Annotated in this window: 25 protein-coding genes and 1 pseudogene; 15 read left to right on the forward strand and 11 right to left on the reverse strand. The window is 62.9% G+C overall.

Features of this window, described 5'->3' with window-relative positions; genetic code table 11:
* Positions 1-90 precede the first annotated feature (90 nt).
* The 3 genes from E0H22_RS06710 to E0H22_RS06720 all read right to left on the reverse strand — a co-directional run bounded on the left by E0H22_RS06710 (position 91) and on the right by E0H22_RS06720 (position 3,187).
* The gene (locus E0H22_RS06710) at positions 91-945 is read right to left on the reverse strand and encodes a TIGR01459 family HAD-type hydrolase (RefSeq protein ID WP_233024870.1); all 855 of its coding nucleotides are present in this window, start codon (positions 943-945) and stop codon (positions 91-93) included.
* 15 nt (positions 946-960) lie between these two features.
* Complete coding sequence (locus E0H22_RS06715; RefSeq protein WP_233024871.1) at positions 961-2,427, reverse strand: EAL domain-containing protein; 1,467 nt, start codon at positions 2,425-2,427, stop codon at positions 961-963.
* Positions 2,428-2,587: 160 nt separating this feature from the next.
* The gene (locus E0H22_RS06720) at positions 2,588-3,187 is read right to left on the reverse strand and encodes a phage holin family protein (RefSeq protein ID WP_233024872.1); all 600 of its coding nucleotides are present in this window, start codon (positions 3,185-3,187) and stop codon (positions 2,588-2,590) included.
* Positions 3,188-3,277: 90 nt separating this feature from the next.
* Here E0H22_RS06720 and hisS point away from each other — a divergent pair, with 90 nt between their 5' ends.
* Positions 3,278-4,792 carry a histidine--tRNA ligase gene (gene hisS / locus E0H22_RS06725; RefSeq protein WP_233024873.1) on the forward strand — a complete coding sequence of 505 codons (1,515 nt, stop codon included), beginning with the start codon at positions 3,278-3,280 and terminating at the stop codon, positions 4,790-4,792.
* A gap of 148 nt (positions 4,793-4,940) precedes the next feature.
* The gene (locus E0H22_RS06730; RefSeq protein ID WP_233024874.1) at positions 4,941-5,156 is read left to right on the forward strand and encodes a tautomerase family protein; all 216 of its coding nucleotides are present in this window, start codon (positions 4,941-4,943) and stop codon (positions 5,154-5,156) included.
* Positions 5,157-5,217: 61 nt separating this feature from the next.
* Here E0H22_RS06730 and E0H22_RS06735 read toward each other — a convergent pair whose 3' ends face one another.
* The 3 genes from E0H22_RS06735 to E0H22_RS06745 all read right to left on the reverse strand — a co-directional run bounded on the left by E0H22_RS06735 (position 5,218) and on the right by E0H22_RS06745 (position 7,159).
* The gene (locus E0H22_RS06735; RefSeq protein WP_233024875.1) at positions 5,218-6,009 is read right to left on the reverse strand and encodes a thioesterase family protein; all 792 of its coding nucleotides are present in this window, start codon (positions 6,007-6,009) and stop codon (positions 5,218-5,220) included.
* Positions 6,010-6,193: 184 nt separating this feature from the next.
* Complete coding sequence (locus E0H22_RS06740; RefSeq protein WP_233024876.1) at positions 6,194-6,718, reverse strand: DUF3617 domain-containing protein; 525 nt, start codon at positions 6,716-6,718, stop codon at positions 6,194-6,196.
* 150 nt (positions 6,719-6,868) lie between these two features.
* Entirely contained in the window at positions 6,869-7,159 is a 291-nt protein-coding gene (locus E0H22_RS06745; RefSeq protein ID WP_233024877.1) for a hypothetical protein, read from the reverse strand.
* A 169-nt stretch (positions 7,160-7,328) separates the two neighbouring features.
* Here E0H22_RS06745 and E0H22_RS06750 point away from each other — a divergent pair, with 169 nt between their 5' ends.
* The 4 genes from E0H22_RS06750 to E0H22_RS06765 all read left to right on the forward strand — a co-directional run bounded on the left by E0H22_RS06750 (position 7,329) and on the right by E0H22_RS06765 (position 10,125).
* Positions 7,329-7,793 carry a hypothetical protein gene (locus tag E0H22_RS06750; RefSeq protein ID WP_233024878.1) on the forward strand — a complete coding sequence of 155 codons (465 nt, stop codon included), beginning with the start codon at positions 7,329-7,331 and terminating at the stop codon, positions 7,791-7,793.
* Positions 7,794-7,912: 119 nt separating this feature from the next.
* Positions 7,913-8,596: a ribonuclease T2 family protein gene (locus E0H22_RS06755; protein WP_233024879.1), complete on the forward strand. Its 684-nt coding sequence runs from the start codon at positions 7,913-7,915 to the stop codon at positions 8,594-8,596.
* A 192-nt stretch (positions 8,597-8,788) separates the two neighbouring features.
* A complete protein-coding gene (locus E0H22_RS06760) occupies positions 8,789-9,649 on the forward strand; it encodes a 23S rRNA (adenine(2030)-N(6))-methyltransferase RlmJ (RefSeq protein ID WP_233024880.1) in 861 nt (286 codons plus the stop codon).
* 260 nt (positions 9,650-9,909) lie between these two features.
* On the forward strand, positions 9,910-10,125 hold the full coding sequence (locus tag E0H22_RS06765) for a cold-shock protein (protein ID WP_233024881.1): 216 nt from the start codon (positions 9,910-9,912) through the stop codon (positions 10,123-10,125).
* A gap of 133 nt (positions 10,126-10,258) precedes the next feature.
* Here the strand turns inward: E0H22_RS06765 and E0H22_RS06770 are convergent, their stop codons facing one another.
* A complete protein-coding gene (locus E0H22_RS06770) occupies positions 10,259-10,879 on the reverse strand; it encodes an outer membrane protein (protein ID WP_233024882.1) in 621 nt (206 codons plus the stop codon).
* 455 nt (positions 10,880-11,334) lie between these two features.
* Here E0H22_RS06770 and uvrC point away from each other — a divergent pair.
* The 6 genes and pseudogenes from uvrC to E0H22_RS06800 all read left to right on the forward strand — a co-directional run.
* A pseudogene (uvrC, locus tag E0H22_RS06775) lies at positions 11,335-13,251 on the forward strand (excinuclease ABC subunit UvrC); the annotation flags it as partial.
* 111 nt (positions 13,252-13,362) lie between these two features.
* Entirely contained in the window at positions 13,363-13,974 is a 612-nt protein-coding gene (gene pgsA, locus E0H22_RS06780; protein ID WP_233024884.1) for a CDP-diacylglycerol--glycerol-3-phosphate 3-phosphatidyltransferase, read from the forward strand.
* Positions 13,971-14,222 carry a molybdopterin converting factor subunit 1 gene (moaD, locus tag E0H22_RS06785; protein WP_233024885.1) on the forward strand — a complete coding sequence of 84 codons (252 nt, stop codon included), beginning with the start codon at positions 13,971-13,973 and terminating at the stop codon, positions 14,220-14,222. Before pgsA ends, moaD begins: the two co-directional genes overlap by 4 nt.
* Before the next feature lie 150 nt (positions 14,223-14,372).
* Positions 14,373-14,837 carry a molybdenum cofactor biosynthesis protein MoaE gene (locus tag E0H22_RS06790; protein WP_233024886.1) on the forward strand — a complete coding sequence of 155 codons (465 nt, stop codon included), beginning with the start codon at positions 14,373-14,375 and terminating at the stop codon, positions 14,835-14,837.
* Positions 14,837-15,895, forward strand: a complete 1,059-nt coding sequence (gene prmB / locus E0H22_RS06795; RefSeq protein ID WP_233024887.1) for a 50S ribosomal protein L3 N(5)-glutamine methyltransferase — start codon at positions 14,837-14,839, stop codon at positions 15,893-15,895. The genes E0H22_RS06790 and prmB overlap by 1 nt, the downstream gene beginning before the upstream one ends.
* A gap of 140 nt (positions 15,896-16,035) precedes the next feature.
* Complete coding sequence (locus tag E0H22_RS06800; protein WP_233024888.1) at positions 16,036-17,433, forward strand: MATE family efflux transporter; 1,398 nt, start codon at positions 16,036-16,038, stop codon at positions 17,431-17,433.
* A gap of 164 nt (positions 17,434-17,597) precedes the next feature.
* Here the strand turns inward: E0H22_RS06800 and E0H22_RS06805 are convergent, their stop codons facing one another.
* Entirely contained in the window at positions 17,598-18,710 is a 1,113-nt protein-coding gene (locus E0H22_RS06805) for a branched-chain amino acid aminotransferase (RefSeq protein WP_233024889.1), read from the reverse strand.
* A gap of 238 nt (positions 18,711-18,948) precedes the next feature.
* Here E0H22_RS06805 and E0H22_RS06810 point away from each other — a divergent pair, with 238 nt between their 5' ends.
* The 3 genes from E0H22_RS06810 to E0H22_RS06820 are packed head-to-tail and all read left to right on the forward strand — an operon-like array spanning position 18,949 to position 21,606.
* Positions 18,949-19,482, forward strand: a complete 534-nt coding sequence (locus E0H22_RS06810) for a MarR family winged helix-turn-helix transcriptional regulator (RefSeq protein ID WP_233024890.1) — start codon at positions 18,949-18,951, stop codon at positions 19,480-19,482.
* Positions 19,479-20,201, forward strand: coding sequence for a response regulator (locus E0H22_RS06815; protein ID WP_233024891.1), 723 nt, complete (start codon positions 19,479-19,481; stop codon positions 20,199-20,201). Before E0H22_RS06810 ends, E0H22_RS06815 begins: the two co-directional genes overlap by 4 nt.
* Before the next feature lie 16 nt (positions 20,202-20,217).
* The gene (locus E0H22_RS06820) at positions 20,218-21,606 is read left to right on the forward strand and encodes an ATP-binding protein (RefSeq protein ID WP_233024892.1); all 1,389 of its coding nucleotides are present in this window, start codon (positions 20,218-20,220) and stop codon (positions 21,604-21,606) included.
* Here E0H22_RS06820 and proC read toward each other — a convergent pair whose 3' ends face one another.
* From proC to E0H22_RS06835, 3 genes are all read right to left on the reverse strand, one after another.
* Complete coding sequence (gene proC / locus E0H22_RS06825) at positions 21,607-22,434, reverse strand: pyrroline-5-carboxylate reductase (RefSeq protein ID WP_233024893.1); 828 nt, start codon at positions 22,432-22,434, stop codon at positions 21,607-21,609.
* Between the two features lie 202 nt (positions 22,435-22,636).
* Positions 22,637-23,068, reverse strand: coding sequence for a GNAT family N-acetyltransferase (locus E0H22_RS06830; RefSeq protein ID WP_233024894.1), 432 nt, complete (start codon positions 23,066-23,068; stop codon positions 22,637-22,639).
* A complete protein-coding gene (locus tag E0H22_RS06835; protein ID WP_233024895.1) occupies positions 23,065-23,565 on the reverse strand; it encodes a type III secretion system chaperone family protein in 501 nt (166 codons plus the stop codon). Before E0H22_RS06835 ends, E0H22_RS06830 begins: the two co-directional genes overlap by 4 nt.
* Positions 23,566-23,862: the final 297 nt, after the last annotated feature.

Consider the following 23,862-nt stretch of genomic DNA (forward strand, 5'->3'; position numbering starts at 1 on the left):
GCGAAAGCGGGGACAGACGTGCTCCCTCCCTCAAGCGGCGAAGCCGCGCAGCGGGGAGGGAGAAGGCGCCTCATTCGCGGGGACGACAGCCTACCACTTCAATTCCCGCATCAGCGCCTTCGGTGGATGCCCGAACAATTCCTTCACTTCGGCCGCATTCATCTGCTCGACTCCGTCGAAATCCCCGGCATGGATGCCGCGGGTGATGAAGACGAGATCGATGCCGTAGCCGTGGGCGCCGGCCAGATCGGTACGCACGCTGTCGCCGATCGCCAGCACGCGCTCCAGCGGCGTGTCTTGACCGCGCCTGGCCTTTGCCAGAGCCATCGCCCGATCGTAGATCGGCTGGTGCGGCTTGCCGTAGAAAATTACCTCGCCGCCCATCTCGCGATAGAGTTCGGCAACGGCGCCTGCGCAATAGATCAGCCGGTCGCCGCGCTCGACGATGATGTCCGGATTGGCGCAGACCATGGTGAGTTTCTTCGCCAACGCCTGGCTCATCATCTCGCGATAGTCTTCCGCCGTCTCGGTCTCGTCGTCGAACAGGCCGCTGCAGACGATGTAGTCGCTCTCCAGGAGCGGGACGAGCTTCACGTCCAGCCCGCGATGGATCGACGAGTCGCGATCGGGGCCGATCAGATGCATGGCCTGACCGGGGCGTTCGGCAACGAAATGGCGGGTCAGGTCGCCGGACGAGACGATGGCGTCATAGCAATCGTCGGGCACGTTCAGCTTGCGGAGCTGCCGCTGCACCGAGTCTGCCGGGCGGGGCGCATTGGTGATCAGCACCACCGTGCCGCCATTCGAACGGAACGTATGCAGCGCTGCGCAGGCATCCGGAAACGACTCCAGCCCGTTATGCACGACGCCCCAGATATCGCTGAGAACGACATCGACGGAGCCGGTGAGGTCGCGCAGACGCTCGGCGAAACGCAATGTGGTCATGAGGTCGAATGCCGATCAGTTCGGGCCGGTGGCGCGGCGGGCCAAAGCAGCAAGGCCGCTATTGCGCGGCGGTTCACCGCGCGGGGCGATGCTGGCTGAGCGGGCCGGGCTCACGGTACCGGTTGGAGCCTTGTTGGACGAAGTGCTGGCGGAAGTCGCCGCGGCTCCGTTAGCAGCCGGGGTTTCCGGACGCAACGGCCGGGGCGCGGCGAACAGGAACCCCTGGCCGAAGCGGACGTCGAAATCGAGCAGATCGACCACCGCGCGCTCGCCCTCGATTCGGTCCGCGATCAGGTCGATGCCGAAGCGGCCGAGTAGGTCGGACAGGTCGGCGGCATGGATGTCGGCGAGCGCGGCCTGTTTCGGATCGAGCAGCAGCGCCGCCGGAACCTTGATGAAGCGCACGCCGCGATCCGCGAGTTCGCGCGCATCGATGCGGAGATCCGTCACGTGATCGATGGAGAAGCGATAGCCGCGCTGGGCGAGGGCGGCGAGATGCTCGCTTTCCACCGGGCCGAGATGGCGGAACGTGCTGTGCTTGAATTCGAGCACGAAAGACGGTGCCAGCGCACGATTGGCGTCGAGAAAGTCGATAAACTGCGCGAAGGCCGTTTTGTCCGACAGCGTGGACTTCGCCACATTGCAGAACACGCCCACATCCTTGTTGCGTACCATCAGGCGGCGCAGCACCTGCATGCTGCGCAGGAGCACGCTGTGGTCGATCTCCTGCATGAAGCCTGCGTCTTCGGCGGGACCGATGAAATCATCGGCCATGATGATTTGATCGTTGTCGTCGCGCAGGCGGGAGATCGCCTCATAGAACCGCACTTTCCGCTGCGGCAGCGTCACCACCGGCTGCAGATAGATATCGATGCGGCTCTCGTTGATGGCGCGGCGGATCGTGTTGACGAACTGCGCATCGTCCTTCGACGGGATGGTCTCTACCGGCGCGGCGGGCATTACGGGCGCCCCGGTGGCTTCCACCGCCGGCGGCGGCAGGTCCGGCATGGTGCTCACAACCTTGATGACGGGGGCCGACGCGACGGGCGCCGGCACAGGCGCCGGCGCTGGCGGAATTGCGGCCAGCATATCCTCATGGTTGGCGACCGAATGGGCGAGCTGCCGCATCATCGTGCCAAGCTCGCCGATCTCGCCGATCACGCCCTGGATGCGGTCCTGATGGGCCGCATTCGACGTGTTCAGCTTGGCTTCGAGGGCAGCGAGGCGACGGCCATATTCGGCGACCTGGCGTGCGAGATCGGTGGTGCCGCGGGAGAGATCGGAAATCTGGCCCGACGCCTCGGCGCGGTCTTTGATGCGCATCGACACCGCATTGTAGAGGATCATGATCGTCAGCGCGGCAAGGCTGACAATGGCCGCTTCCTGGCCGGGGATTTTCGCCACCAAATGGAGCGCCGCGCCGAGCGAGGCGGCGATCAAGATCATGCAGATGCCGATGAATATCGTAGAGATGCGGATCATGACGCGCGCGGGCACCCTGGAAGTCAAATTGTCGTTGCGGCACGGCGGGTTGCCGCCGCCGCTGCAATGCGCGCAAGCTTATCATCATTGCTGATTCGGGAATGCGCCCCCGGAACGATGCCCACCGGAGCTTTTGCGGCGATCGCGGCCGAGGCTTGCCTCAGGCCTTCGCTTTGGCGGGGGCACGCGCCGCGGCGCTCTTCGCCAGGTTGTGCCGGCGGGCCAGTGCCCAGCCGGCCAGCGTCGCTGCCAGCACGAGCCCGGCCTTCAGCGGCCCGTTGCTGCTGTCGGGGACGGCCGCACCCGGGCGCGGGGGCGGTTTGAAGGCCGGCGGCGGGGCTGGGCGCGACACAGCGCCGGAGACCGATGGGGATGGCGTGGCGCGGACTGCGACCCGCAGCCGGCTGCTCAGGCTCGGAAACGGCCGCGACGGCCTCTTCAGCCGCATCGCGGCCAACAAGGCAAAGACGATGGTCAGGAGCAGCAGCAGGCCGCCGGTGGCGCCGAAGGCGGGAAACAGGCCGTATTCCATCTCGATCCAGCGAAATAGCGCCGCGGCGCCGACCAGCAGCGCGGCGATCAGGAAAATCCCGGCCGCCGCATAGAGCCCGGCGGCGGTCGCATAGGCGACGGCGATGCCGGTGCCCTGCTCGCCGCGGTCGCGCAGATAGGAAGATGTCGCGCGTTTGACCTGGTCGAGCTTGAGCGCCAGGCCGGTGCGGGCAAGCGCGCTGACGAGCGGTGGCATGGACGGCCTCATTCCCTTTTCAAATGGAACGGGCGCCGAAAGGGATGGTTCCGCTGCGTGCCGCTCCTTGCCGGTTCCGGCCGGCGCTGGTACCACCCGCCCATGCGAGATACTTCTGAAAAATCGGCCAAACCCAAGAAACCGCAAAAACTGCGCGCACGCCTGCCGCGCGGCCTCGGCGACCGTGGCCCGGCCGACATCGCCGCCACCCGGGGCATGACCGACACCATCCGCGAGGTCTACGAGCGCTACGGCTTCGAGCCGGTCGAGACCCCGACCATGGAATTCACCGACGCGCTCGGCAAATTCCTGCCCGATCAGGACCGGCCGAACGAGGGTGTGTTCTCGTTCCAGGATGACGACGAGCAGTGGATTTCGCTGCGTTACGACCTCACCGCGCCGCTCGCCCGCTACGTCGCCGAACACTGGGACGCGCTGCCAAAACCGTATCGCAGCTACCGCGCCGGTTACGTCTATCGCAACGAAAAGCCCGGCCCCGGCCGCTTCCGCCAGTTCATGCAGTTCGACGCCGACACCGTCGGCTCCGGCTCGCCTGCGGCGGATGCCGAGATGTGCATGATGGCGGCCGACACGATGGAAGCCCTCGGTATTCCCCGCGGCAGCTATGTGGTGCGCGTCAACAACCGCAAGGTGCTCGATGGCGTGATGGAGAGCATAGGTCTCGGCGGTGACGATAATGCGGGCAGACGGCTCACGGTGCTGCGCGCCATCGACAAGATGGACAAGTTTCCGGAAGGCGAGATCAGGAAACTGCTCGGTCCCGGCCGTTGGGATGGCGGCGAAGAAGGGAAGGGCGACTTCACCAAGGGCGCCGGGCTCTCGCCGGACGACTCCGAGACCGTGTTGCGCAGCCTCGATGCCGCGAGCGAAGCAACGCCGAAGCTCAACAGCTCCGAGGCCTACAAGCAGGGACGCGCCGAACTCGACGAGATCGCGAAGCTGATCACGGCTGCCGGCTATGGTGAAGATCGCATCAAGATCGATCCCTCCGTCGTGCGCGGCCTCGAATACTACACCGGCCCCGTTTACGAAGTTGAACTCACGCTGGAGACCAAGGATGAGAAGGGCCGCCCCGTGCGGTTCGGTTCGGTTGGCGGCGGCGGTCGTTACGATGGCCTCGTCTCGCGCTTCCGCGGCGAGCCGGTGCCGGCCACCGGCTTCTCCATCGGTGTCTCGCGCCTGCAGGCGGCGCTGACGCTGCTCGGCAAGATCGATACGAAGCAGCAGGCCGGTCCCGTTGTCGTCACCGTGTTCGGCGGCGAGATCGCGGACTATCAGGCGATGGTCGCCAGGCTGCGCAATGCCGGAATTCGCGCCGAGCTCTATCTCGGCAATCCCAAGCATGCGCTCGGTCAGCAGATGAAATATGCCGACAAGCGCAATTCGCCGCTCGCCATCATCCAGGGCTCGGACGAGAGGGCCGGCGGCAGGCTCTTGATCAAGGATCTGATCGCCGGTGCCGGCCTCACCGAGATCAAGGACCGCGAGGAATATCTCAAGAAGCAGGCCGAGGCGCAGATCGAGATCGCGGAGACGGATCTGGTCGACGCGGTTCGTAAGCTTCTGGATAAGTATGGCGTGAGCTGGAGCGCGTAGGGCGGATTAGCCGACCTGTCCGCCATAGCTCGAAGAGCGACGGCGGAAGGCGTAATCCGCCGGCCGAGATTGTGTGACGAAGGACGGCGGATTACGCTGCGCTAATCCGCCCTACGATGAGCGTGAAAACACAAAAAGGGAAACACCGATGCCTGAGATTACCGTGAGCATGGCCGCCGGCCGCACCGATGAGCAGAAGAAGGGCATGATGCTCGACATCACCCAGGCGCTGGTGAAGAATCTCGGCGTCGCCGCCGATGCCGTCACCATCCAGATCAACGAAGCGCCGCTGCATCACAAGATGAAGGGCGGCAAGACGTTTGTAGAACGCGCTGCAGAAGCTGCGGCGGCCGCGAAGAAGTAGTTTTCTTTTTTCCCCTCTCCCGCTCTAGCGAAGCTTCGCGCGGCGGGAGAGGGGAAGGCCATCACCCGAACACAGCGACATTCTGCCGGCTCGCCATGATCGGCGTGCCCTTGCGATTCCACAGTGTCATCGCCTGGCTCGAATAGCCGCTGGCGATCTGTTCGGCGACATTGTGGATCAGCCACCAGCCATCATCGGTCGTGATCTCGTCGGTGAGCATGTCGATCGCCCAGGTCATGGTCGAGATCGGCGACGGCGTCTTGGAACGCGCAGACGCAGCTGGCGGCGGTGCATCGGCGAGCGCCAGCAAGGATACCAGCGAGGCCGCAATGCCCGGCTCCTTGTGACGCAGCCAAAGCGACATCTGCGGATCGTCGCTGCCGCTGAACGGCGGCGAGCCCGAGACGAAACGCCCGTCGATATGCTGGACAAAGCTCAGCATCGCCGGCGCATTGGCGAAGAAGTTCGGGCAGGTCTCAGGATCCTTCAGCTGGGGCGTGCCGATCGCCACGTGCTTGAATGCCGACTCCCGTGCCGCGCCAAAGCAGAACATCGCGCGTGTCGCGAGCCCGGCTTCGCCGACGAGATCGACATTGGCGAACAGCGTCGACTTGCCCTTGCGCAGCACGCTGGCCTTGATCTGCAGCTGGCCTGCGGCAGGTCCAACGAAAGCGATCTGCGCAGAGCGTAGCGGCGGCACTGCTCCGAATTCGTTCAGCGCAGCCTGCATGCACAGGGCCGATGCGAGGCCGCCATAGACGGTGCGCCCCTGCAACCAGTCGTCGCTGACGCTGACGGCCCAGCCGTCGCCACTGCGTGCCATGCCGGCCATCAATGCGGTGAATTCTGTCATGCCTCGCTTCCCCGAACGTTCCTTGTTGGATGATTAGCATCATCTATAGCGGGGAAAGCGGGGAGGGGGAATATGCGATGGCTGTAGGGCGGATGAGCGAAGCGTCATCCGCCGTTCTTCGTCACACACAGTCGGCCGGCGGATGACGGCTTCGCCTTATCCGCCCTACGGATCCGCAAGCCGCTTATTTCGGCTGCCCCGCCCGCATCTTCTGCATGTCGGTGATGTTCATCTTCATGCCGCCAGGCATCAGGATGTCGCCGGGCTTCTGGTCCGCCTTGCAGGCGCCGACCCACTTGGCCTGGATCGTCGTCACCATCTCCGGCGGCAGGTTGCCGCCGCTCGATTTCGCGGTGGTCTTCACCGAATAGGCGGAATTGAAATCGCCGGTGGCTTCTGAGTGGCTCGTCACTGTGGCGTCACCGATGGTGCAGACGCTGTCGCCGACGTAACTGTTGCCGGACTTCGTCATTTCCTGCTTCGAACACTTCATCGCATCCGACGACATCTTGTTCATCTGCCGGTCGACGCTCTCGTCGGTGCATTGCTGCATCACCATCGGCGGCGTCGCGGTCTTCGACACGCCGGAGATCTGCGTCGTCAATTCCCACAGGCCCGCTTTGCGGATCGGCATTTGAACATTGTCCGCGAGCGCCGGTACAGCGCCGCACAAGAGGGCGAAAGCGATCAGGCTTGCGCGCTGAATCATGTAGTGGCCTCCGATGTCGTGTCAGGAATAACGCGTTAGATGGTCGAGCGCTTGCGCGCTCGCTTCTCCTAGGACACCGGATTATGTCTTTTGTGTTATCGCGCGTTTGTCGATGACGATCGGCGCAGCGATGGCCCGTAGCGCGGTTGTTTAGTAACGAACGCTCAGCGGGCGTTCGTTTGCGCCATAGGGCACCCAGCGGCAGGAGAACGAGACATAACCGCCATATTCGTTCTGCGCGCCGAGGAATTTCACGACCTTGCCGTAACGCGCACAATGATCGATGGCGAGGGCGCGGATGTCGGTCTGGCCGATAAGCGACGTGGAGATGATGCCGCCCGTGTCGTTGCCCTTGAACGGGGGTACCCAGTCGGCCTTGGCTGCGGAGCTCATCGCCGCGCTCACACCCATCGCCAGAATTGCCAGCCGAATCGTCTGCATCACCGTCTCCTTATTCGCGAAGCGGCACCTTAGAGCGCGAAAACGACGCTGGAAAGAACGCACGGTGCGATCTGACGGAGTTGTGCGCGGGGTGTTGCCGCGGTGCACTTGACCCCGCACGGCCTTCGCGGCACGGTCCCGGAACCTTTTTCCAGCCGGCGGATTCCCCATGCGCACCCTCGTTTCATCCTTGAAGAAAGCCGCTTTCGCCGCCGTCGCCGGCTTGGCGCTGTTCAGCGCCGCGCCGAGCGCACAGGCCGCCAACCTGCTCGAACTGAATTTCGGCCTGTTCGGCCCGAATTACGAAGGTCGCGTCGGCTCCTGCGAATCCGCGCTCTGGAAGATCACCTACCAGTTCAAGGACAAGGAAGCGGATTTCTGGAATTCGTCGCTGCAGTTCACCGGCTTCAGCCACGTGCGCGAGACAGCCTTCCGCCCCTGGACCTCCGACAACATTCCGCGCCGCTACTGCAGCGCCGATGCGATGTTCACCGACGGCAAGCAGCGTCAGGTGCATTACTCGATCATCGAAGACGGCGGGTTGGCCGGCTATGGCGATGGCGTCGAATGGTGTGTCACCGGCCTCGATCGCAACTGGGCCTACGGTCCGAAGTGCCGCGCCGCGAAGTTCTGAGCGAGCGCCTTCCATAGCCCGGAACGACCGCATCGTCCGGGCTATTTCTTTCGCGACATTGTTCTTGAATTGTTCTTTGGGTCTGACTAGGCTCGCGCCGGTCAGGGGTGGGGCGCGTCATGGTTCAGGTATTCCGTTCGGTCGTCACGCTCGGTGTTATTCTCGCCGCGCTCATAGCCGCTCCCGCCGCCGCGCAGGACCGCAGGCAGAATGCGCCGGGTGAGTTCGACTTCTACGTGCTGTCGCTGTCATGGTCGCCATCCTTCTGCGCGGCGGCGCAGGAGCGCGGCAACGCATCGCGCAGTCAGCAGATCCAGTGCGGCGGTCGCCCCTATGCCTTCGTGGTGCATGGCCTGTGGCCGCAATATGATCGCGGCTTCCCGAATTACTGCGAGCGTCCGGCGCCGCGGCTGCCGCGCAACATCATGACCTCGATGCTGGATCTGATGCCGGCGCCAGGTCTGATCTTCAACGAATGGGACAAGCACGGCACCTGTTCGGGGCTCGGCCCGCGCGCCTATTTCGAAACCACGCGCAAGGCGCGCGCCGGCGTGAAAATTCCGGACGAGTTCATCGATCTTCAGCAGGCGAAGACCGTGTCGCCCGCGGCCGTGGAAGACGCATTCATCAGGGTCAATCCGGGCCTCAGCAACGCCGCCATTGCCGTGACTTGCGATCATAACCGCCTGAGCGAAGTGCGAATCTGCTTGAGCAAGGATCTGCAGTTCCGCGCCTGCGAGGAAATCGACCGCCGCGCCTGCCGGCGCGACAAGGTCGTGATGCCGCCGGTGAGGGGCGGGTAGTTTCGCCCTACACTTTGCTGCCATCGAGCTCCGCTGTCATCGCCCGACTTGATCGGGCGACCCAGTAGACACCGTCGCCAGTGCTTCAGCCAAGATACCAGTGTCTACTGGATCCCCCGCTTTCGCGGGGGATGACATTCGAAGCTGACCGGCGGCTTTGCGCCTTACGCCCGTTTGGCGTACTCCATCCCCATGAACTATCGCCACGCCTTCCATGCCGGTAATTTCGCCGACGTCATCAAGCATCTCGTGCTGGTCCGTATCCTGACCCATCTGCATGAGAAGCCGACGCCGTTTCGCATCATCGATACCCATGCCGGCGCCGGCCGATACGATCTCACCGGCGATGAGGCGACACGTTCGGCCGAATGGACCACCGGTATCGCCCGCATGATGCAGGCGCGCTTCACCGAAGCGACCGAGCCTTTGGTCGGCGCCTATCTCGACATCGTGCGCGCGTTCAATCCCGGCCGCGATCTCGTTGCCTATCCCGGCTCGCCGCTGATCGCGCGCGCGTTGATGCGCCCGCAAGATCGCATGGTGTGCTGCGAACTCGAGCCTGCAGCGCGCAAGCAGCTGATCTCTGCGCTGCGCAATGACGAGCAGGCGCGGGTGGTCGATATCGACGGCTGGGTCGGTCTGCCCGCCTATGTGCCGCCGAAGGAACGCCGCGGCCTGGTGCTGATCGATCCGCCCTTCGAAGCGAAGGACGAGTTTGCGCGTTTGGCGACGGTGTTCGCGCAGGCCTATGCGAAATGGCCGACCGGCATCTATATGCTGTGGTATCCGGCCAAGAGCCGCCGCGCCACCGACGATCTCGCGCGCAGCGTGGCCGCCGCCACGGCGTCGTCGGCGACGCCCGGCAAATGCCTGCGTCTCGAATTCAGCGTTGCACCGCAAAGTGCGGACGGCCCGCTGACGTCTACCGGGCTGCTGATCGTCAATCCGCCGTGGAAATTGCAGGATGAGCTGCGGGCGATCCTGCCGCAGCTGGAAAAGCCGCTGGGCCTCGGCGGTATGGCACGCTTCCGGCTTGAAAACGCCAGGGCGTAGCTGCCCGATCAACGACCGGTGCGGCAACTATCCGAACGCGTTTCCAAAAACGGTAGTCACCTCCAGGGAACCGTATTAAGCTGACCATCGTGACTGGCTTTACGTTCCGCTTCCGCGAATGGTTGCGGCGGAGTGACGAGGCCCGACCAACGACAAGAAGACTACAAAAAGAAACGGCCAAGCCTTCTGTGGAGTGAATGTCCGGTCGGTCGCGGTGCAAAGTGCGCCGCTGCGGAGCATTGCGGGGAGGGAGTTTCCCGATGGGCATGAGCGGTACGGTCAAGTTCTTCAATGGCGAGCGCGGCTACGGCTTCATCAAGCCGGATGATGGCGGACGGGACGTGTTCGTTCACATCACCGCCGTCGAACGCGCGGGATTGAAGGATCTGACCGAAGGACAGCGGATCACGTTCGAGGTCGAGCCCGACAAGAAGGGCAAGGGCCCAAAGGCCGTCAATCTGGTGATTACGGGATAGCGGCGCACGTGCGGCAGGAGGTATTGCCGCTCAAAATCACTGGGCGCCCGCAAAGAAAATCCCGGCCGCAGGGCGGCCGGGAGTGGGGTATCTCGGTTTCTTTTAACTTGGAGCCGGGTCTGACCCGATCGGATCAGAAGTGATAGTTCACGCCAACGCGGACGGTGCCGAAGGACAGCGCGCTGTCGGTGCCGGTGAGCGTGTAGGTGTTCCTGGACAGGTCAACGTAGAGATATTCGATCTTGGCGGTCCAGTTCTGGTAGATGCCGACTTCAGCGCCGACGCCCGCGGTCCAGCCGACCGATGTCTGCGATTGCTGCAAGCCATTGGCTTCCGCCTGCAGGCTGCCGAAGGACAGGCCGGCGGTGCCGTAGAGCAGCACATTGTTGAAGGCGTAACCGAGGCGGCCGCGCGCGGTGCCGAACCAGGGGTTCGAGAACTTGTAATTGGCGAAGCGGTCATCGGCGCCGGTGCCCGAAATGTCGCCTTCGATACCGAACACGATCGGTCCGCTCTGCCAGTTGTAGCCGGCGGTGATGCCGCCCACGATGCCCGTCGGCTTGACCGGAGTGTTGGAAACGCTGCCCCATTCGTAGCCAAGGGTGGCACCCAGATACGGGCCTGCCCAGCTATAGGCGTTCAGCGGCTGATTGACCGTATACGGCGCGCGCGACCGATAGGGCAAATCCGCCGCCTGGGCCGCCGTCGTGCCAGCCACCATGACCGCGACTGCCGCGAACGCATACTTGCTCATCTCAACTCTCCACAACGCGTTACTGCCGCTTCCCTGCGATGCGCTGCACAAAGGCTTAGGGTTACGGAATTTCATCATTAATCGGGAGGATTTATCGATAGTTTTAGATTAAGCGGTTCTTAACGCGCTGGGCCGGCGCCGTATTGACGTTAAAAGAGTCTTACTTGGGGCGGGCGCGGGCTTTTTCCGGACCGGATGTCCTCCGCAGGATCGCCGCAAGCCTGCCTCAAAGCTGCCGCACCGAATGCCGCCGAATGCTGGCAGCAAGCCGTCGTAACGCTTAGATTGGCGGCATGATTCAAGACCCTTCCGATCCCCGGACGGTGCCGGCCGAGGCGGCGACCGAGCCCGGTTCTGCACCCGTGACGAAGCCTCAAGTTCAGTCCGGCCTGCAGGCACCGCCGGATGTCGAACCCGATTTGCCGGACGACGAGGAAGAGCCAGGGCTTCCGGACCAAGTCGAGGATGTCGCCGAGGAAGTTCCCGAAGGCACGCTTGCGGTCGGCCGGGCGGCCATCGAACAGGCTGTGCGCCTCGCGCCGACCTCGCCGGGGGTCTACCGCATGCTGAATGCGGCGCATGACGTGCTCTATGTCGGCAAGGCCAAGAACGTCAAAAAGCGCCTGTCGTCCTATGCGCGCCCGACCGGGCAGGTGATGCGCATCGCGCGCATGATCGCGGCGACATCGGTGGTGGAGATCATCTCCACATCCACCGAAACCGAGGCGCTGTTGCTCGAAGCCAATCTCATCAAGCAGCTACGGCCGCGCTTCAATGTGCAACTGCGCGACGACAAGTCGTTTCCCTATATCCTGATCACCGGCGACCACTGGGCGCCGCAGATTCTCAAGCATCGCGGCGCGCAGTCGCGGCCGGGGCGCTACTTCGGTCCGTTCGCATCGGTGGGCGCTGTGAACCGCACCATCACGGCCTTGCAGCGCGCATTTCTGGTGCGCTCCTGCACGGACTCGTTTTTCGAAAGCCGCACGCGGCCGTGCCTGCTGTATCAAATCCGCCGCTGCTCCGGTCCGTGTACCAATGAAGTCGATTTTTCCGGCTACACCGAGCTCGTGCGCGAGGCGACGGATTTCCTGTCCGGCAAGAGCCGCGCCGTGAAGCAGCTGCTTGCCGACGAGATGGAGAAGGCAGCGGAAGAACTCGCCTTCGAGACCGCGGCGCTCTATCGCGACCGTCTTGCGGCGCTGTCAGCGATCCAGTCGCAGCAGGGCATCAATCCGCGCACGGTTGAAGAAGCCGATGTATTCGCCATCCATCAGGAAGGCGGCTATTCCTGCGTCGAAGTATTTTTCTTCCGCACCGGGCAGAACTGGGGCAATCGCGCCTATTTTCCGAAGGCGGAAAAGTCGTTCACTCCGGAGGAGGTCCTCGGTTCCTTCCTCGCCCAATTCTACGAGGACAAGCCACCGCCGAAGACGGTGCTGCTGTCGCATGCGATCGAGGAAAGAGAGCTGCTCGCCAGCGCGCTCAGCGTCAAGGCCGGCTCCAAGGTCGAGGTCATCACGCCGCAGCGCGGCGAGAAAAAAGAACTGATCCTCCACGCGCTGACCAATGCGCGCGAGGCGCTGGGCCGCAAGCTCGCCGACACCGCGACACAGACGCGCCTGCTCGAAGGCATGGTGACCACGCTCGGCCTGCCGAAGGTGCCACAACGCATCGAGGTCTATGATAACAGCCACATTCAGGGCAGCAATGCCGTCGGCGCAATGATCGTCGCCGGGCCGGATGGCTTCATCAAGAACCAGTACCGCAAGTTCAATATCAAGTCGGCCGAGACGACACCGGGCGATGACTTTGCCATGATGAAAGAGGTGCTGCAGCGCCGCTTCAAGCGCCTGCTCGCGCCGCCGGCTGAAGCCGAAGCGCCAAAGCGAAAGGACGACGAGGTGCCGCTGTGGCCCGACCTGGTCATCATCGATGGCGGCCGGGGCCAGCTCAATGCCGTGAAAGAGATTTTCGATGAGCTGAAACTGACCGACGTCACATTGATGTCGGTGGCCAAGGGGCCGGAGCGCAACGCGGGCCGCGAGACGCTGTTTCTGCCCGGCCGCGACGCCATCAAGCTCGAACCGCGCGATCCCGTGCTCTATTTCATCCAGCGGCTGCGTGATGAGGCGCATCGTTTCGTCATCGGCTCGCACCGCACCCTGCGCAAGAAGGACATCCGCGAGGCCGGTCTGCAGGAAATTCCAGGCATCGGGCCGACCCGCAAACGGGCGCTGTTGCATCACTTCGGTACACTGAAAGAGATCGAACGCGCCTCGGTCGGCGATCTCGGCAAGGTTCCGGGCATTTCCACCGAGAACGCACGCAAGATTTTCGACTTTTTCCATCCCCAGCCAGGCGCCCGATAAGCAGGGCGCCCAGTCCAGGACGTCGCATCTCGGGCGCCCGTTTTGAGGTAAACTGACTTAGACCGCTTCGCACCGGTTGACCTGCGGGCACCGGCAGTATTGGTAAGACGCATGACAGTGACCACACGACGGGCCGGGACTTCAGCAATGACCCTGCCGAATATCCTGACCTATGCCCGGATTGCCGCCGTCCCGGTGGTGGTTGGCTGCATCTACTGGCAATCGTCCATGGATGGCCCGCTATGGCTGCGCTGGGTGGCCGTTGCCGTGTTTCTCGCCGCGGCGATCACCGATTTCCTCGACGGCTATTATGCCCGCATCTGGAACCAGCAGTCGTCCTTCGGTCGCATGCTTGATCCCATCGCGGACAAGCTGCTGGTGGCGTCTTGCCTGCTCATGCTGGCCTCCGATGCCACCATCAATCGCTGGACGCTGTGGGCGGCCATCGTGATCCTGTGTCGTGAAATTCTCGTCTCGGGCCTGCGCGAATATCTTGCCGGTCTGCGCGTCAGCGTCCCGGTCACCAAGCTCGCCAAATGGAAGACGGCGGCCCAGCTCGTCGCCATTGGCTTCCTGCTCGCGGGCGAGGCGGGCGATGTGCTGTTCGGTTACGTGACCTTCACCGGCATCGTGTTGTTGTGGCTGTCGGCCATCGTGACCATCTATACAGGGTATGATTACTTCCGAGCCGGCGTCCGGCACCTCTTCGAGGAGGATGCATGAAGCTGATGTACTTTGCCTGGGTCCGCGAGCGGATCGGCAAGGCCGAGGAGACCATCGAGCCGCCGCCGACCGTGAGCACGGTCGGCGATCTGATCTCCTGGCTCTCCTCGCGCGGGGAGGAATATGCCCATGCTTTCGAGACGCCGAAGGTGATCCGAGCGGCGATCGATCATACCCATGTGCGGCCTGACACAGCGATTGCCGGCGCACGCGAAATCGCCTTCTTTCCGCCGATGACGGGCGGCTGAGATCATGTTGTTGTCTCTTGTCCCGGGCGCGATGCGGCGCGGAGTGCCGCTTCGCAGAACCGGGATCGCACAAAACTCCGGCGTCTGGCACGGCCCCGGCTCTGCGGAGCAGCGCAGCGTACACCGCGTCCGGGGCAAAAGAGATGAGTTATGAGCGATAACGTCACCATCCGGATTCAGACCGCTGATTTCGACATCAACAGCGAAATCGCAGCGCTGACGGCGAGCCGGACGGACATCGGCGCGGTCGTTACCTTCAGCGGCATCTGTCGCGGCGGCGACGGGAACGATGCGACGACGGCGCTGACGCTCGAACATTACCCAGGCATGGCTGAAGCCGAGATCGGCCGCCATGCGGAAGAGGCGATGACGCGCTGGCCGCTGACCGGCGTGACCATTATCCATCGTACCGGCCGTATCCTGCCGGGCGAGAACATCATGGTGGTGCTGACCGCCTCGGCACATCGGCAGGCGGCATTTCAGTCCGCCGAATTCCTGATGGACTATCTCAAGGCTCACGCGCCGTTCTGGAAGCGTGAGGAAACCGCCGCCGGTACCAGCTGGATCGCGGCAAAGAGTGACGACGACGACGCTGCGGCGCGCTGGGGCAAGTGATGGCAAAGAAGACTGTGAAGAGCGCCGCGAAGAAGGCGGGTAAGGCCTCTGTGAGCAAAACTCCGGCAGCCAAGTCAGGTTCTTCTGCGAAGACCAAGGCTTCCGTAAAGAAGCTCGCTGCGGCGAATTTGCCGAAGGTCGGACCGGGCGAACTGGTCTCGCTGCTGGACTATGTACGCTATGCCACAAGCCGCTTCATCGAGGCAAAGCTTGCCTTCGCGCATGGTACCACCGACCCCGTGGCCGAAGCGGCCTTTATCGTTTGCGAGCTGCTGCACCTGCATCCCGATCAATTCGAGAATTTCGCGACAGCACGTGTAACCGCCGCCGAGGGCCGCAAGATTCTCGACGTCATCCATCGCCGCGTCTCCACGCGGAAGCCGGCGGCCTATCTTGTCAATAAAATCTATATGCGGGGTCTGCCGTTCTATGTCGACGAGCGCACGATCGTGCCGCGTTCCTTCATCGGCGAATTGCTCGATACGCATTTTTCAGGCGATGACGGCGAGGGCGCTTCGCTGATCGACGATCCCATGGAGGTCGCAAGCGTGCTCGATCTCTGCACGGGCTCGGGCTGCATCGCGATCCTCGCAGCGCAATCGTTTCCCAATGCGCAGGTCGATGCCGTCGATCTTTCGCCCGCTGCGCTCGCAGTTGCGATGCGCAATGTCATCGACTACGGGCTCGACGAAAGGCTGACACTCTACAGAGGCGATCTCTTCGAGCCGCTCGGTGGCAACCGCTATGATCTGATCATCACCAATCCGCCCTATGTGGACGCGCAAGGGATGGCCGATCTGCCGGATGAATGCCTGGCCGAGCCGAGCATGGCGTTTGATGGCGGCGTCGATGGTCTCGATATCGTGCGGAGAATCATCGAGCAAGCAGGCGATCATCTCACCCCGCATGGTGGATTGCTGTGCGAGGTCGGCCGTGGTCGCGCCAATGTCGATGCCGCGTTCCCCGACCTTCCGCTCATCTGGCTGGATACGGAAGATTCCGAAGGCGAAGTGTTCTGGGTGTCCGCGGCTGCGCTGCAAGGTCGCAGCGGGATCTAGCCGCAAATCTGGCCAAATCGGCGCGCAACTACTAGGTCTCCAACTTGCGCGCTATCGCGCATGATTGCCTGACATTGTTGTCGGCACAAGCCGCTGCATCATGGATGCGCCGGCTTTCATAATTTTGTCAAAGGTGTCCCATGCTGCCGGCTAGCGAGCAGAATGCATCAACACGTGCCCTCTGGCTCGCCGAACTTCGTGCCACCCTCTTACTCGGCTGGCCGCTGATCCTGACCAACCTCGCGCAGATCGCGCTGACCACGACCGATGTGATCGTGCTCGGTCGCGTCAGTGCACAGGCACTGGCGGCGTCGGCGCTGGGCGTCAACGTCTATCTGGCCATCCTGATCTTTGCCATTGGCATCGTCACCGCGACGTCGCCGATGATGGCAGAGGCGATCGGGCGCAAGCTGCATGCGGTGCGCGATGTCCGCCGTACATTTCGACAAGGGCTGTGGTCGGCCGTGATCGTTTCGATTCCAGCCTGGATCGTGCTCTGGCACACGGAAGCGATTCTGCTGCTATTCGGTCAGGAGGCACAGGCGGCCGCAGACGCACAGAGCTTCATGCATATGCTGCAATGGGGCTTTCTGCCTGCGCTCGGCTTCATCGTGTTGCGCTCCTTCGTGGCTGCCGTGCAGCGACCGCTCTGGGCGCTGCTGGTGACAGCGGTTGCGATCCTGTTCAACGCCGCCGCAAATTGGGTGCTGGTATTCGGTCATCTCGGCTTTCCCGCAATGGGATTGGCCGGATCAGGCCTCGCGACGGCGTTGTCGAACACGTTTCTGTTCATCATCTTCGTCGCCGTGGTGTTGTGGCATCCAAAATTTCGACGCTACGCGCTGTTCGGTAATTTCTGGCGTGCGGACTGGCCGCGCTTCCTCAAAGTCTGGCAGATCGGCCTGCCGATCGGCGCGACGCTGGCCTTCGAGATCACGGTTTTCAACGCTGCAGTGTTTCTGATGGGGCAGTTCGGCACGGCAGCAATCGCAGCACATGCGATTGCGATCCAGATCGCGTCGATTTCCTTCATGGTGCCGATGGGATTGAGCCAGGCGGCGACAGTGCGTGTCGGTCTCGCCAAAGGCGCCGCGGATATCGATGGCATCACGCGTGCTGGCTGGACAGCTTTCTTGCTGGCGGTAGGCTTTATGGCATCGATGAGCGTGCTTCTGCTTGCCGCGCCGCGTCTCCTGATCGGCGCCTTCATCGATCTTGGCAACCCCGCCAATGCGCTTGTGATCGATACGGCGATGTCGTTCCTGTTTTGCGCGGCAGCGTTCCAGATCGCCGACGGCGCGCAGTCAGTGGGGGCGGGCATGCTGCGCGGGCTGCAGGATACGCGCGTGCCCATGATCATTGCCGGTCTCGGCTATTGGGGCTTTGGCATGGGGCTCAGCCTGCTGTTCGCATTCAAGCTCGGCTTCGGGGGCGTAGGAATCTGGATCGGGCTTGCGGCCGGTCTGGCAGTCGTTGCACCGGTGATGTTGTGGCGATGGACGCAGCGGGAGCGGCTTGGCTTGGTGCCAGCGACCTGATCAACCCCTGTCTGTCATCCCCGCAGAAGCGGGGATCGGGTACACGGCGGCGTTTCGCTTCTATCTCTGCTGCTGGGACACCCGGTCAAGCCGGGTGATGACAGGTGAGAGGCGTGCAAGCGTCCTAAGAGAAAGCCGCAGCTTCAGGCTGCGGCTTTCGTGTCTCAGAGCACTTTACGGATCCAGTTGTGTGGATCTGGCGCACGGCCGTACTGGATATCGACCAGCTGCTTGCGCAGGCTCATGGCGACCTTGCCGGCTTCGCCGCCATTGATCAGGAATTCGCCCGAGGTCGCGCGCACCTTGCCTATTGGCGAGATCACCGCAGCGGTGCCGCAGGCGAAGGCTTCCTTCAGCTTGCCGCTGGCGGCATCGGCACGCCACTGGTCGAGCGAGTAGAGCTCTTCGCGCACGGTCACGCCTGCAGTCTTCGCGAGCGTGATGATGGAATCGCGGGTGATACCCGGGAGGATGGTCCCGAGCGGCGGCGTCGAGAGCGAGCCATCATCGAACACGAAGAACACGTTCATGCCGCCAAGTTCTTCGATATATTTGCGCTCGACCGCATCGAGGAAGACGACCTGGTCGCAACCCTGCTCGATCGCTTCGGCCTGCGCGCGCAGGCTGGCGGCATAGTTGCCGCCGCACTTCACGGCACCGGTGCCGCCGATGGCAGCGCGGGTGTAATTCTCCGACGCGTAGATCGACACCGGAGCCGGGCCGCCCTTGAAGTAAGAGCCGACCGGCGAGGCGATCACGCCGAACATATATTCGGAGGACGGCTTCACACCGAGGAAAGTCTCGTTGGCGATCATGAAGGGGCGCAGATAGAGGCTGCCTTCGCCGCCGGGAATCCACGCACGGTCGATGCGGACGAGCTGCTCGACGGCCTCGATGAAGACGGGTTCGGGCAGCGGGGCCATGGCCATGCGAGTCGCCGAGTTCCAGAAGCGTTTGGCGTTCGCATCGGGGCGGAACAGGTTCACGCCGCCATCTTCGCGGACATAGGCCTTCAGGCCTTCGAAGATCTCCTGCGCGTAATGCAGGACGGCTGCCGCGGGATCGAGCTGGAAGTTCGAGCGGGCTTCGACGGTCGCGTTGTGCCAGCCCTCGCCGGCGCTGTAGCGCACGATTGCCATGTGATCGGTGAATACACGGCCGAAGCCGGGGTCCTTCAGCTTTGCCACGCGCTCCGCTTCCGGAACGGGGTGTTGGCTGTGGCGGATGTCGAAATCCAGCCAGACTGCGCCATCGACCTTGTCGAATGAAACGCCCATGGACCTATCTCCTGCTTAACTCGCGCCGTGCGTCGGCGACGGCGTCCTGTTCTACGTCGAGTCCGGATGGGCCGCAAAAGCTGACTGCAATGCGCGGCCAATTGCCCGATGGTGGGCTATGGCCGCCTGCCAAAGTCCGGTATGGTTCTCAAATCGGACCTATCGGCCCTTCCCGCGAAGGTTATAAAATTTCGCTGGGACGGCCAAGTTTGTAAGATTGAACCGAAAATATGTCAATATGGCTGACGTAAATTTCAATGCTGCCATGCCGCGACCGCTGGAGGTTGCTGCCCAGGCAGCCGCGCCGCTGCGATGGGAGATCATCGAGCTGTTATTCTTTGCCTATCGCGACTTCGTCGGCGATCCCGACCACGTGCTGGACCAATTCGGCTTCGGTCGGGCACATCATCGGGTCGTGCACTTCGTGCATCGTTATCCCGGACTGAAGGTGGCGGATTTGCTCGATGTGCTGCGGATCACGAAGCAGTCGCTCGGCCGCGTGCTGAAGCAATTGCTCGACGAGGGCTATATCGTGCAGAAATCCGGCGAGATCGACCGTCGCCAAAGGCTTCTTTTCGCCACGACCAAGGGGGAGGCTCTGGTCGCACAAATGGCGGGGTTGCAGACCACGCGCATCGATCGCGCGCTCAAGGATTTCACGCCAAACGAAATCGCAGCGATCACGCGCTTTCTGAGCGGCATGATCGATCGCGACGATCCGGACAAGGTGCTGCAGGTGATCCTGGGCACGGATAGCGGGACCAAGACATGATACTTGCCCAGGCCGCCAAGAAAGTGCCGGTGCAGCCGGCCGACGATGCGCCGCATCTCTTGCTGGTGGATGACGATCGCCGTATTCGCGATCTGCTCTCGCGCTTTCTCGCCAGTGAAGGCTATCGTGTGACGACTGCGCCGAGTGCGAAAGAGGCGCGGGCCAAATTGCTTGGGCTGCATTTCGATCTGCTCATCCTTGACGTGATGATGCCCGGTGAGACCGGTTTCGATCTTGCGCGCTTCATCCGCATCTCCTCGCACGTGCCGATCGTGATGCTGACCGCGCGTGCGGAGTCGAACGATCGCATCGAAGGCCTGCAGATCGGCGCCGACGACTATGTGTCGAAACCGTTCGAGCCGCGCGAACTGGCACTGCGGATCGCCAATATCCTCAAGCGCAGCGCACCGGTCGTCGTCGAACGTGCGGAGCAGTTGCAGTTCGGGCCTTATATCTATCACCTCGCCCGCGGTGAGCTGCGGCAGGGCGACGAGATCATCCACCTTACCGATCGCGAACGCGACATGCTGCGTATTCTCGCCGAGACTCCCGGAGAAACCGTGCCGCGCGGGGCGTTGACCGGCGACGGGACGGTCAATGAGCGCGCGGTCGACGTGCAGATCAACCGCCTGCGCCGCAAGATCGAGGTAGATCCGGCCAATCCGCTGTTCCTGCAGGCTGTGCGTGGTATCGGTTATCGGCTGGTGGCGTCGCCGTAGTGATGACGTTCAGCGCATGAGTAGTTTCGACACCGGTATGACCATGTTGCGCTCCGCATCCGAGCGGATGTCGGCGGCCAACCGCGTGATGGGCAGGCGCTTCAACGAGCTGATGCCGAAGGGCCTCTACGCTCGCGCGTTGCTGATCATGATCGTGCCGATGGTCGTGCTGCAGTCGGTGGTTGCCTTCGTGTTCATGGAGCGTCACTGGAACACGGTGACGCGGCGCCTGTCTGCGGCGGTGGTGCAGGACATCGCGGCGCTGATCGATGTCTACAAGACTTATCCGCAGGACAAGGACCGCACTCAGATCAAGGCGATCGCGCAGCAGCGCCTTGGCCTTGTCGTGGACTTCCTACCCCTCGGCGACATGCCGCCGCCCGGGCCAAAGCCGTTCTTTTCGCTGCTCGATCAGACATTGTCGGTCCAGATTGGTCGGCAAATCCCGCGGCCGTTCTGGATCGACACCGTCGGCCGCTCCAATCTCGTCGAGATCCGCATCCAGCTCGACGATGCTGTCATGCGTATCTTCGCGCAGCGCAGTGCGGCCTATGCGTCAAACTCCGAGATATTCCTGTTCTGGATGGTCGGCACGTCATCGATCCTGCTGATCGTCGCGATTCTGTTCCTGCGCAACCAGATACGGCCGATCCTCAAACTCGCCGACGCGGCGGAGAGTTTTGGTAAAGGCCGTGAGGTGCCCAATTTCCGGCCGCGTGGTGCGCGGGAGGTGCGGCGTGCGGCCAATTCCTTCATCGAGATGAAAGCGCGCATCGAGCGTGCCATGGAGCAGCGCACGGCGATGCTCGCGGGCGTCTCGCACGATCTGCGGACCATTCTCACGCGCTTCAAGCTCGAATTGGCTCTGCTCGAGGACGGGCCGGAAGTGGAGGGCATGCGCAAGGACATCGATGAGATGCAGGCGATGCTCGAGGCCTATCTTGCCTTCGCGCGCGGCGACAGCGGCGAACCGGCGCAGCCCACCGATATGTCCGCGGCGCTCGAAGAACTGCGTAGCGATGCCGAGCGTAACGGCCACAAGGCGACGGTGACGTTTCACGGCCTGCCGATCGTCACGGTGAAGCCCGCCGCTTTCAAGCGTTGCCTTGGCAATCTGGTTTCAAATGCGGCACGCCATGCCAACGACATCGCGATTACGGGGCACCGCGATCACCGCTATCTCACGGTGACCGTGGACGACGATGGGCCCGGAATTCCGACTGCGATGCGCGAGGAAGTGTTCAAACCGTTTCTGCGACTCGACGATGCGCGCAACCAGGACGAAGGGGGCACCGGCCTCGGCCTGGCGATCGCGCGCGATATCGCCCGCTCGCACGGCGGCGACATCACGCTGGCCGACAGTCCGATGGGCGGTCTCCGCGCGGTGGTGCGGGTACCAGTGTAGTTACTTCGCCAGTTCTTTCGAACGGGCCGTCGCGGCAGCGATCGCGCGCGTCAGCAGCGGTTCGAAACCATCGTCTGCCATCAGCACGCCGAGCGCCGCGGCCGTTGTGCCGCCGGGCGAGGTGACGTTCTTGCGCAGGGTTGCGGCGTCGAGATCGGATTGACGCAGCAATTCGCCGGAGCCGGAAACCGTTTCGCGGGCGAGTTTCATGGCAAGCTCTGGCGGCAGGCCAGCCGCAATGCCTGCGCGGGCCATTTCCTCGGCGAGCAGAAATACATAGGCCGGGCCAGAGCCGGAGACGGCGGTGACCGCGTCGATCAGGCCTTCGTCCTCGACCCATTCCACCGATCCGGTGGCGCGCAGCAGCGCATCGGTGAGGTCGCGCTGCTGCTTCGACACGTCGCTCGCGGCAACGGCGACGGTAATGCCGCGGCCGATGGCAGCCGGCGTGTTCGGCATCGCACGGACCACCTTGCCGCCGCAGGTCTTCGCAATCCCGGCGATGGTCGTGCCGGCCATGATCGAGACGATGAGCGCATCGCCGGCGACGGCGCGCAGCGTCGGGCCGACCTCGGCAAACATCTGCGGTTTCACGGCGAGGATCAGCGCCGAGACCGTACCGATGTCGTTGAGATCCGGATTGAGGCGAACGCCTTTGCCCGCCAGCGTCTTGATCTCATCGGAGAGATAGGGGTCGATGACGGCCACGCGTTCGGGATCGAGTCCGCCGGCCAGCCAACCCGTCAGCATCGCGCCGCCCATCTTGCCGGCACCGGCAAGGATGATATGGCCGTCGAGGGTCTGGAGGGCGGATGAGGTGGCGGTCATGGCGGAATCCCGGCTGGCTTGAGGCGCGGGACCTTAGCACTGTGTATCGGGGGCGCAATGCGGCGAGCGGGGTGCTCAAGCCTCGTTTTTCGTCGCCCGCGAAAGCGGGCGATCCAGTAAGCGTTGGCTTATCGGCTTGAAGCTTGGATGCAGCGTTTACTGGGTCACCCGGTCAAGCCGGGTGACGACAATGGTGTGTGGATCACACCAAGCTTTTCTTCAGAAAATAACGCGGGCCGCCGCGCGGATAGTCCGGCAGTTCTCCGAACACTTCGTAACCCTGCTTTTCGTAGAAACTCCGCGCCTGGAACCAGTAGGTATCGAGCCAGAGCCCGATGCAGCCGCGCTCGCGCGCGATGTCTTCGGCGAGTTTCAGGACCTTGGTGCCGACATCCTGACCGCGAAACTTCTCCGGCACGACGAACAGTTCGACGAAGCACCAGTTATAGGCGGTCTTGCCCCAGATGCCTCCGGCCGGCTCGCCGGTTTCGGGATCGTGGATCAGGATCGACAGCGGCTGGTAGTTATTCGGTCCGACGGACTCGTTGTTGTAGGCAAGCAGTGCGTTCCAGACCGCGAGGCGCTCGGTTTCACCGGGCGTATGGGGAACGCTGATCCGCGGCGCGCTGCTCACGCTTCGCCTGCGGTGTCGAACATCGCTGCGCTCATCGCCTGCTCGGCGGTCTTGCCCGCCCATACGACGAACTGCATGGCGGGGTAGTAACGTTCGCAGGCATGGATCGCGGAAACGAGCATCGACTCGCATTGTGCGGTGGAGGCCGTCATGCCGTCCGGTAGCGGGATCGCCTGTCGGTACATGATCATGCCGGATGCGGTCCAGATGTCGAAATGGCCGACCCACATCTGTTCGTTTACTGCAGCGATCAGGCGCTGCACCTCGCTGCGGCGCGCAGCGGGAATCTTCATGTCGAAGGCGCACGCCAGATGCAGTGCTTCGATCTCACCCATCCATGTGAAGGAGAGCTGATAGTCGGTCCAGTCACCTTTGGAAATGATCGTAACTTCGTCTTCGCCTGAACGCTCGAACGCCCAATTGTGATCGGTGGCAATGTCCTCGACGACTGCAAGCGGATTGGCGCGTGAATCGAGAGTGCCTTCGAGAAGTGACATGCTGTCGCGACCTTGCCTTGGAGAGTCATGGTGCAATCGACTGGCCGGGTACGCGAAATTTCGGGCGCCGTTGCAGGGCTTTAAATTCAAATCGTCCAGAACTTGCGAAACCGAAGTGATGTGATTTGCGGAATCGGCGCAACGTCGCCCCGACTCCGTCCACAGACAAACCGAAATTCATCCACAGTTGATCGTGTCGCGACGAGAACAAACCGGAATCGGATTCCCGGAATGCGAGTCCGGATGAATCCCGTGCGCGCAGGGAGAGTCCGGTGCCGGGGAGTTAATGCGCAGATC

Source organism: Rhodopseudomonas boonkerdii (genome assembly GCF_021184025.1).
Lineage (GTDB): Bacteria > Pseudomonadota > Alphaproteobacteria > Rhizobiales > Xanthobacteraceae > Tardiphaga > Tardiphaga boonkerdii.